Source organism: Pseudomonas sp. KSR10, assembly GCF_022355455.1.
Taxonomy (GTDB): domain Bacteria; phylum Pseudomonadota; class Gammaproteobacteria; order Pseudomonadales; family Pseudomonadaceae; genus Stutzerimonas; species Stutzerimonas stutzeri_E.
Window position 1 is genome coordinate 50,019 of the sequence record NZ_JAKOEN010000021.1, and the last position, 9,928, is coordinate 59,946.

Here is a 9,928-nt window from a genome sequence, read left to right on the forward strand (position 1 = left end):
CTTATTTACCGGTGCTCTTGTCTTCTACCTTCCACTTGTTGCCATCGTAGAATGCCTTCCAGCCAGTCGGTTTACCGTTGACTTCGGTCTGCACGTATTGCTCCTTGGTCTTTCGGCTGAAGCGGATCACGGCTGGACGGCCTTCGGGGTCCTTCTGCGGTGCACTCAATAGGAAGTGATACTTCGGATCGATCTCATCTTTGTGCGGAATCAGCTCCACCACCAGCGGGGCACGAGTCTCCCGATTCTTTGGGAACTGACTGGCGGCGAGGAACAACCCGGACGCACCGTCACGCAGAACGTAGGTATCGTCGACTTTTTCGCACTTGAGTTCTGGCATCTTCACCGCGTCCATCTTTGGCGGCGCCGCCTCGCCGCTTCTCAGCAGCTTGCGCGTGTTCTTGCACTCAGCGTTGGTACAGCCGAAGAACTTGCCAAAACGGCCTGTCTTGAGTTGCATTTCGCTGCCGCACTTGTCGCACTCCAGGCTCGGTCCCTCGTAGCCCTTGATGCGGTACTGACCTTCCTCGATCTCATAGCCGCTGCAATCCGGGTTGTTGCCGCAGATGTGCAGTTTATGGGTCTCATCGAGGAGATAGGCGTCCATGGCCGTAGTGCAGATCGGGCAGCGATGCTTGCCAAGTAGCACACGGGACTCTGACTCGCCCTCATCGTCGGCGGCGATTTCATCGCCAGGGATCAGGTTGACGGTGGACTTGCAACGCTCTTTCGGCGGCAGGCTGTAGCCGGAGCAGCCGAGGAACACGCCGGTGGAGGCGGTGCGAATCATCATCGGCCGGCCGCAGACCTTGCATGGAATATCGGTCAGAGTCGGCAGATTGGCGCGCATGCCATTGTCGCTGGCTTCGGCCACATCGAGCTTCTTGCGGAAATCACCGTAGAACTCGTCAAGCACATGCTTCCACTCGCGCTCACCCTGAGCGACGTCGTCGAGGTTTTCCTCCATACCGGCGGTGAAGCCATAGTCCATCAAATTATTGAAACTCTCCGAAAGGCGTTCGGTGACGATGTCGCCCATCTTCTCCGAGTAGAACCGCCGATTGTGCAGCGAGACGTAGCCACGGTCCTGGATGGTCGAAATGATGGCGGCGTAGGTGGACGGCCGACCGATACCGCGCTTTTCCATTTCCTTGACCAAGCTGGCTTCGGAGTAGCGTGCCGGCGGCTTGGTGAAGTGCTGGCTCGGATCGAGCTTGATCAGCTTCATCCCGTCGCCCTTGTTCATTTCGGGCAGCACGTCATCCTCACCGCTCTTGCTCTGCTGCGGCATGACCTTGGTGTAGCCGTCAAACTTGAGAATCCGGCCCTTGGCGCGCAACTCGAAGTTGCCCGCAGTGACGGTCACGCTGGTAGACAGGTACTGCGCAGGTGGCATCTGGCACGCCACGAACTGACGCCAGATAAGGTCGTAGAGGCGCTCGGCATCGCGCTCCATGCCCGATAACTGGGCCGGGCGCAGATTGACGTCTGACGGGCGGATCGCCTCGTGGGCTTCCTGCGCACCTTCCTTGCTGGAGTAGAAATTCGGTTTCTCCGGCAGGTATTTGTTGCCGAATTCATCCTCGATGAAGCTGCGCACCATGCTCAGGGCATCCGCCGAGAGGTTGGTCGAGTCGGTACGCATGTAGGTGATGTATCCCGCCTCGTAGAGCCGCTGGGCCATCATCATGGTTTTCTTCACGCCAAAGCCAAGGCGATTGCTCGCCGCCTGCTGCAACGTGGAAGTGATGAATGGCGCCGAGGGCTTGCTGCTGGTCGGTTTGTCTTCACGTTTGGCGACGCTGTAGCTGGCGTCCTTGAGCTGTTCCAGCGCGGCCATGGCATGGCTTTCGTTCAGCGGCTTGAACGCCTCGCCGTTCTCGCGAGCGACCTCGAACCGCACCTTCGCCTGCTCGGCGGTCGCCAGGTCGGCATGCACTTCCCAATACTCTTCCGGAACGAAGGCGCGGATCTCGCGCTCGCGCTCGACCACCAGCTTTACCGCAACCGACTGCACACGGCCAGCGGAGAGCCCGCGGGCGATCTTCTGCCACAGCAGCGGCGAGACCATGTAGCCCACGACACGATCGAGGAAGCGTCGAGCCTGTTGCGCGTTGACCCGGTTGATATCCAGGTCGCCCGGTTTCGAAAACGCCTCCTGGATCGCCTTCTTAGTGATCTCGTTGAAAACTACCCGCTTGTAGCGACTGTCGTCGCCACCGATGGATTCACGCAGGTGCCAGGCAATGGCCTCCCCCTCTCTATCCAAGTCGGTCGCGAGATAGATGGTGTCGGCTTCCTTGGCCAGCCGGCGCAGTTCCTCGATGACCTTTTCCTTGCCTGGCAGGATTTCGTACTTGGCCTTCCAGCCGTGCTCGGGGTCGATCCCCATGCGGGCGAACAGCTGACGCTTGGCTTTCTCCTTCGGCGACAGCGCAGGGGCTTCGGCAGCCGCCGCCTTGCCGCGCTTGACGGGCTCCTTGTTGGCAGAGCCGCTGGTGGGAAGGTCGCGGATGTGGCCGATACTCGACTTCACCACGTACTGGTTGCCCAAATACTTGTTGATTGTCTTGGCCTTGGCCGGTGATTCCACGATGACCAGCGATTTACCCATGGAGAGGAGAGTTCCTGAATCGAAAGATGAACTGAGAAATAATGAACCGGCAGTAGCCGAACGCTGCAAATGACGCTCAGTCTGCCAGAGAGAAGCGAAGCAGTCCTTTTTACGGGACTGCAAAGAGCATTCAATTGCTCCGGAAAACTTTCATGTTCACGCAGCAAGCGGCTTGCTCGGCGCAGGCTTTACCGGCCAGAAACCGAGTGAAATCGCTTTCACGCGGTCCGAAAGCACCGCTATATATAGTGGCGACAGAGTCGAGGTCAAGCGCAAGGGTTAAGCCCGCCCACCGAGATAGCATTCAAAAACGGCTGGGTTCGGCCTCGATCAAGGCGAAACGGGGAAGCGTTTCGCCGTCGACCTCCACCGTTTCGGTAAACATCGAGAGCGGACGCACCCAAAGGCCGAAATCCCCATATAACGCCTGATAGAACACCACCGACTCTTCTGTTTCGGAATGGCGGGCAACTGCGTATACCCGATATTCGGGGCCTTTGTAGTGACGATAACGGCCTGGCGTGACCTGCATCTCGGCTGCCTCTGAAAAATGCGTACCCATCAAAATGAAAACCGGGGCACGTGGCCCCGGTTTCCGTGTCACCGAACAGCTTAGACGCGTTCGAACACCGTGGTGATACCTTGGCCCAGACCGATGCACATCGTGGACACGCCCAGGGTACCGCCCTTCTGCTTCATCACGTTCAACAGGGTGCCGGAAATACGCGCTCCGGAGCAACCGAACGGATGCCCCAGTGCGATGGCGCCGCCATGCAGGTTGACCTTCTGCTCCATCTTGTCGAGCAGCTTCAGATCCTTCAGCACAGGCAGTGCCTGGGCAGCGAAGGCTTCGTTGAGCTCGACGTAATCGATGTCGTCCATGGTCAGACCGGCACGCTTGAGCGCCTTTTGAGTCGCAGGCACCGGACCGTAGCCCATGATCGCCGGATCGACACCGGCCAGGGCCATGGAGCGAATTACAGCCATCGGCTGGACGCCCAGGTCCTGCGCACGCTGCGCCGACATCACGATCATGCAGGAAGCGCCGTCGGTGATCTGCGAGGAAGTACCCGCCGTCACGGTGCCGCCTTTGGGGTTGAACGCCGGCTTGAGTGCCGCCAGGCTCTCGAGGGTCGTTTCCGGACGAATGGTTTCATCGTAGTCGAAGACCTTGAGGAAACCGTTTTCGTCGTAACCTTCCATCGGGATGATCTCGTCCTTGAACATCCCTTCAACCGTGGCCTTGTGCGCCAGACGATGCGAGCGCTCGCCGAAGGCGTCCTGCTGCTCGCGGGTGATGCCATGCATCTTGCCCAGCATTTCGGCGGTCAGGCCCATCATGCCGGACGCCTTGGCGGCATACAGCGACAGCTGCGGGTTCGGATCGACGCCATGCATCATGCCGACGTGGCCCATGTGCTCGACACCACCGACGATGAAGACATCACCGTTACCGGTCATGATCGCCTGAGCGGCGGTGTGCAGCGCGCTCATCGACGAGCCGCACAGGCGACTGACGGTCTGCGCGGCGCTGGTGTGCGGAATGCGGGTCAGCAGCGACGCCATGCGGGCAATGTTCCAGCCCTGCTCCAGAGTCTGGTTGACGCACCCCCAGATCACATCTTCCACTTCGGCCGGATCGATTTTCGGGTTGCGTGCCAACAAGCCATCGATTAGGTGCGCGGACATGGTCTCGGCGCGGGTGTTGCGGTGCATGCCGCCCTTGGAACGACCCATCGGGGTACGGCCGAAGTCGACAATGACGACGTCTCTCGGATTAAGGCTCATTCTATTCTTTCCTCAATTAACCGTAGAAGCTCTGGCCGCTGGCAGCCATCTCACGCAGCTTCGCAGTCGGGTGATACAGCGGGCCCAGGTCGGCGTACTTGTCGGCCAATGCCACGAACTCGGCGACACCGATCGAATCGATGTAGCGCAACGCGCCACCACGGAAGGGTGGGAAGCCGATGCCGTAGATCAGGCCCATGTCGGCCTCGGCTGCGGTTTCGACGATCTTGTCTTCCAGGCAGCGGACGGTTTCCAGGCACAACGGGATCATCATGTAATTGATGATGTCCTCGTCGGACAGCTCGCGGGTCTCGCTGACGACAGGCTTGAGCAATTCGTAAGCCTGGGGATCGACCACCTTCTTCGGCTTGCCCTTCTTATCCATCTCGTAGGCATAGAAGCCCTTGCCGTTCTTCTGGCCGAGGCGGTTGGCTTCGTACATGACGTCAACGGCGGTCCTGGTGTCGTCCTTCATGCGATCCGGGAAACCCTCAGCCATAACATCACGGCCGTGGTGGCCGGTGTCCATGCCGACGACGTCCATCAGATAGGCGGGCCCCATGGGCCAACCGAACTTCTCCATCACCTTGTCGGCACGAACGAAGTCGACACCATGGGCGATGGCGCGGGCAAAGCCGCCGAAGTAAGGGAACAGCACGCGGTTGACCAGGAAGCCCGGGCAATCGTTGACCACGACCGGGCTCTTGCCCATTTTCTTGGCGTAGGCGACGGTGGTGGCGATGGCGGTTTCGCTGGTCTTCTCACCACGAATCACTTCCACCAGCGGCATCATGTGTACCGGGTTGAAGAAGTGCATGCCGCAGAAGTTTTCCGGACGCTTGAGCGCCTGGGCCAGGTAGCTGATGGAAATCGTAGAGGTGTTGGAAGCGATGATCGCGTCTTCGCGAACGTGCCCTTCCACCTCGGCCAGCACGGCGTGTTTGACCTTCGGGTTCTCGACCACGGCTTCAACGACGATATCGACGTTGTCGAAATCACCGTAGGACATGGTCGGGCGGATCGCGTTGAGCGCCTGAGCCATCTTGTCAGCGGTCAGACGGCCTTTTTCGACACGCTTGCCGAGCAGCTTGGAGGCCTCGTCCAGGCCCATCTGGATACCTTCCTCGCGGATATCCTTCATCAGGATCGGCGTACCCTTGACGGCCGATTGATAGGCGATACCACCCCCCATAATGCCAGCACCCAATACGGCGGCCAGCTTCACGTCACGGGCCTGCTTGTCGTAGGCCTTGGCTTTCTTCTTCAGTTCTTGATCGCTCAGGAACAGGCCGACAAGGCTCTGCGCGACCGAGGTCTTGGCCAGTTTGACGAAGCCAGCAGCCTCGACCTCGATGGCCTTGTCGCGACCAAAGTTGGCAGCCTTCTGAATGGTCTTGATCGCTTCGACCGGCGCCGGGTAATTCGGACCAGCCTGACCGGCAACGAAACCCTTGGAGGTTTCGAAGGCCATCATCTGCTCGATGGCGTTGAGCTTGAGCTTGTCCAGCTTCGGCTGGCGCTTGGCCTTGTAATCCAGCTCGCCGGAGATAGCGCGTTTGACCAGATCCAAGGCGGCAGCTTGCAGCTGCTCCGGAGCGACGACCGCATCCACGGCGCGAACCTTGAGCGCGTCTTCGGCGCGGTTTTCCTTACCGGATGCAATCCACTCGACGGCGTTATCCACACCGATCAGGCGCGGCAGACGAACGGTGCCACCAAACCCCGGGTAGATACCCAGCTTGACTTCCGGCAGGCCAACCTTGGCGACGGTCGACATGACGCGATAGTCAGCGGCCATGCACATCTCGAAGCCACCGCCGAGGGCGATCCCATTGATGGCTGCGACGGTCGGGACGCCGAGGTCTTCGAAATCGCTGAAGATCTTGTTCGCTTCCAGGTTGCCGGCTACCAGCTCTTCGTCGGACAGCTTGAAGTTGTCGACGAACTCGGTGATGTCGGCGCCGACGATGAACACGTCCTTGCCGCTGGTAACGATGACGCCCTTGACCGAAGCGTCGGCCTTGATGGCGTCGACGGCCTGGCGCAGGTCGTTGAGGGTGAGGCGATTGAACTTATTGACGGACTCACCCTTGAGGTCGAAATTCAATTCGACGATGCCGCTCTCAAGAGCCTTAACCGTGATGGCTTTACCTTCGTAAATCATCAACTGATCTCCACGGTATGGAAGCTGAACGTTACGCGTCGCACGTCATCGGCCCGAAGACCGTCACCGGATACTGATATAGCGACATCCGGTGAAACGACACCCACCGACACGATAAACCGGGCTGACGGCATTTGCGTGGCAAACGCTCGATTCATACGCCCGTTTGATTTGGGTGAGCACACCTTCATGGAAAAGCGATCGATTGTCAATCGGCTGGCCGATCAGTCAGTGGCGCTCACTCGCGATCAGACCGATAAGCCTAGCCAAGCCCTGCGATGCTGCCGCTCGAGATGTCTCGATTTATGCATCGACAGCCATTCACGCCGATGATTGCCGGCGAGTAGCTGATGAACCCACACCGCCCTGTACCGTCACACGCTGACGAGCCACCTTGTACACTCTGCGCCTGCCCCCAACCTCGTTAGCCGCGTCAGCTCGCGGCCGTGTTTCAGGAGTTATGCATGTCTGCCCCCATCGCCCGCGTCGCTACAGGCCAGGATCCCTACAAGTGGCTGGAGAACCGTGACGCCCCCGAGGTGCTCGATTACCTGAAATCGGAAAATGCTTATCTGGACCGGCAACTGGCCGATCAGGCCGAACTGCGCGAGACGCTCTTCCAAGAAATTAAAGGACGTATCCGCGAGACAGACCTGTCGCTGCCTTCACCCTGGGGACCCTGGCTCTACTACCAGCGCACCACTGCGGGCGACGAATATCCGCGCCATTACCGGTGCCCGCGGCCGTTAGATGGCTCTTTCACAGTGGATGAAAGCGCCGAGCAACTGCTACTCGACCCCAATGAACTGGCCGCTGGCGGGTTCTTGTCGCTGGGGGCCTTCAGCGTTAGCCAGGATCACAGCAAACTGGCCTACAGCCTTGATACCCAAGGCGACGAGATCTACCAACTGTTCGTTAAAGACCTCACGACAAACGAGGTGACCACCCTGCCGTTCGAGGATTGCGACGGCAGCATGACCTGGGCCAACGACCACCAGACGCTGTTCTTCGGCGAGCTCGACGACACCCACCGCCCCCATAAGATCTACCGCCATCGTCTGGGCGAAAGCGGCCGTACCGAGGTCTATCACGACCCGGACGGGCGTTTTTTCGTGCATTGCTACCGGGCCAGCTCCGAGCGTCAATTGGTCATCCTCTCCAACAGCAAGACCACCAGCGAAGCCTGGGCGCTGTCGGCCGATGACCCTGAAGGCGATTGGATCTGCCTGGCGCCACGCCAGGAGGATCACGAGTACTTCCCCGACCATGGCCTGCTCGACGGACAGTGGCGCTGGCTGATACGCAGCAACCAGACCGGCATCAATTTCGCGCTGTACCAGGCACCGGAGGACACACCGCAGCGCGAGCACTGGCAGGAACTGATCGGTCATCGCGATGCGGTGATGCTCGAAGATGTCAGTCTGAACGCTGGCGCCATTACGCTGAGCCTGCGCGAGGCCGGATTACCGATCATCGAGGTGCGCCCATCAGCTGGCGAGCCCTATCGGCTACAGCTACCCGACGCGGCCTACAGCCTGCACGTGCATAACACGCTCGAATTCGACAGCCCGGTGATCCGGCTGCGCTACGAAGCCCTGAACCGCCCAGCGCAGATTCGCCAGCTGAACCTGGCCGATGGCGAGCAGAAAGTCCTCAAGGAGACGCCGGTCGAAGGCCCCTTCGACGCCGATGCCTATGAGAGCAGGCGCATCTGGGCAACGGCTGCCGACGGCACCCAGGTGCCGATCAGCCTGGTTGGCCGTCGCGAGCACTTCGGCAAGCCCGCGCCGCTGTATCTCTATGGCTACGGCGCCTACGGCCACAGCTTGGACCCTTGGTTTTCCCATGCACGGCTGTCGTTGCTCGATCGTGGCTTCATCTTTGCCATTGCCCATGTGCGCGGCGGCGGCGACCTCGGCGAGGCCTGGTACCGCGCCGGTAAGCTGGAGCACAAACCCAATACCTTCAGCGACTTCATCGCCTGTGCCGAGAAGCTGATTGCCGAGGGCTACACCGAGCCCGCTCGACTCGCCGTCAGCGGCGGCAGTGCCGGTGGCCTGCTGATCGGTGCCGTGCTCAACCTGCGGCCGGAGTTGTTCGGCGCGGCCATCGCCGAAGTGCCCTTCGTCGACGTGTTGAACACCATGCTCAACGCCGACCTGCCATTGACCGTGACCGAGTACGACGAATGGGGCGATCCGAACCAGCCTGAAGTCCACGCACGCATCAAGGCATACGCGCCGTACGAGAATGTGCGCAACCAGCCCTACCCGGCCATTCTTGCGGTAGCGGGCTACAACGACAGCCGCGTGCAGTACTGGGAAGCCGCCAAATGGGTCGCCAAGCTGCGCGCCGCCAAGACCGACGACAATCTGCTGCTGCTCAAGACCGAATTCGGTGCCGGACACGGCGGCATGAGCGGTCGATATCAGGCGCTCAAGGATGTTGCGCTGGAGTATGCCTTTGTCCTCAAGGTCTTCGGCATGGCTGATCGATAAGCGGACTGCCTCATTGGCGTGGATGCCGCCCGCCGACTTGCGGCCGGAACCGCGCCTGCGTGCCGCGGTCACTTCTCATACCACTGTTTGGAGTGATCAGGCATGAACAGGACATCGCAGAACGTGCATGGCTGGGAGCGCGCCGCATCGATCATCGGCGGGCTGTACTTCGTCGGCAAAGGCCTCGGCCGGGGCGGCTTAGGCGGGCTGATTCAGCTGGCGATGGGGGGCATGGCCCTGACGCGCGGGTTCACCGGCCACTGCGAAGCCAAACGCGTGCTCTGCGAAGTCAGCGAGCATGCCAAGATGGCCGAAGGCAACTCACGAAGCATGCCACTCGAGCGCAGCGACGCCGACGATGTGCGTTTGAGAGCCAGCGCCCAGGCGGCCACCGGTACTGCCACAGTGACCGGTAACGACTCGCTCAACAACCCACCAACCGGCATCTAAGACAACCCCAGCTCAGCTCTGCTTTTTGTGGGAAGCGCGCCCCGCGGCGACTGCTTTTGCTGTGCTTTTTTTGTGGGAGGCGCGCCCTCGCGGCGAATGCGGGGCTCCTGCCCAGCCAAAAAGCCAAAAGCTTCGCCCCGGGGTCGGGTCTCCTACAAGATCAAAAGCTAAAAGCAGACCGAAGCGCCCGCGCCCCGCGGCGACCTGCTTTTGCTGTGCTTTTGCTGTGCTTTTGCTGTGCTTTTCTGTGGGAGGCGCGCCCTCGCGGCGAATGCGGGCTCCTGCCCAGCCAAAAGCCAAAAACTTCGCACCGGGGTCGGGCCTCCTACAAGATCAAAAGCCAAAAGCCAAAAGCAGACCGAAGCACCCGCGCCCCGCCGCGACCTGCTTTTGCTGTGCTTTTGCTGTGCTTTT

The 9,928-nt window shown here is 60.3% G+C and carries 6 protein-coding genes; 2 read left to right on the forward strand and 4 right to left on the reverse strand.

All coding sequences use genetic code 11. The features are described from left to right. Position 1 precedes the first annotated feature (1 nt). From topA to fadB, 4 genes are all read right to left on the reverse strand, one after another. The gene (topA, locus tag MCB86_RS17550) at positions 2-2,614 is read right to left on the reverse strand and encodes a type I DNA topoisomerase (protein WP_239611668.1); all 2,613 of its coding nucleotides are present in this window, start codon (positions 2,612-2,614) and stop codon (positions 2-4) included. 304 nt (positions 2,615-2,918) lie between these two features. Then, the gene (locus MCB86_RS17555; RefSeq protein ID WP_045162552.1) at positions 2,919-3,146 is read right to left on the reverse strand and encodes a DUF1653 domain-containing protein; all 228 of its coding nucleotides are present in this window, start codon (positions 3,144-3,146) and stop codon (positions 2,919-2,921) included. Positions 3,147-3,226: 80 nt separating this feature from the next. Beyond that, entirely contained in the window at positions 3,227-4,402 is a 1,176-nt protein-coding gene (fadA, locus tag MCB86_RS17560) for an acetyl-CoA C-acyltransferase FadA (protein ID WP_239611669.1), read from the reverse strand. Between the two features lie 16 nt (positions 4,403-4,418). After that, positions 4,419-6,566, reverse strand: coding sequence for a fatty acid oxidation complex subunit alpha FadB (fadB, locus tag MCB86_RS17565; RefSeq protein ID WP_045162554.1), 2,148 nt, complete (start codon positions 6,564-6,566; stop codon positions 4,419-4,421). Between the two features lie 464 nt (positions 6,567-7,030). On the opposite strand from fadB, the gene MCB86_RS17570 reads away from it, so the two are divergent. Next, a complete protein-coding gene (locus MCB86_RS17570) occupies positions 7,031-9,064 on the forward strand; it encodes a S9 family peptidase (RefSeq protein ID WP_239611670.1) in 2,034 nt (677 codons plus the stop codon). A gap of 102 nt (positions 9,065-9,166) precedes the next feature. After that, positions 9,167-9,514 carry a DUF2892 domain-containing protein gene (locus MCB86_RS17575; protein WP_045162556.1) on the forward strand — a complete coding sequence of 116 codons (348 nt, stop codon included), beginning with the start codon at positions 9,167-9,169 and terminating at the stop codon, positions 9,512-9,514. Positions 9,515-9,928: the final 414 nt, after the last annotated feature.

What these genes read in the sequence shown, in the direction of transcription:
- MCB86_RS17570 (WP_239611670.1), top strand. Translation starts at nt 7,031, where the DNA reads ATGTCTGCCCCCATCGCCCGCGTCGCTACAGGCCAGGATCCCTACAAG.
- MCB86_RS17555 (WP_045162552.1), bottom strand. Translation starts at nt 3,146, where the DNA reads ATGCAGGTCACGCCAGGCCGTTATCGTCACTACAAAGGCCCCGAATAT.
- fadB (WP_045162554.1), bottom strand. Translation starts at nt 6,566, where the DNA reads ATGATTTACGAAGGTAAAGCCATCACGGTTAAGGCTCTTGAGAGCGGC.
- topA (WP_239611668.1), bottom strand. Translation starts at nt 2,614, where the DNA reads ATGGGTAAATCGCTGGTCATCGTGGAATCACCGGCCAAGGCCAAGACA.
- MCB86_RS17575 (WP_045162556.1), top strand. Translation starts at nt 9,167, where the DNA reads ATGAACAGGACATCGCAGAACGTGCATGGCTGGGAGCGCGCCGCATCG.
- fadA (WP_239611669.1), bottom strand. Translation starts at nt 4,402, where the DNA reads ATGAGCCTTAATCCGAGAGACGTCGTCATTGTCGACTTCGGCCGTACC.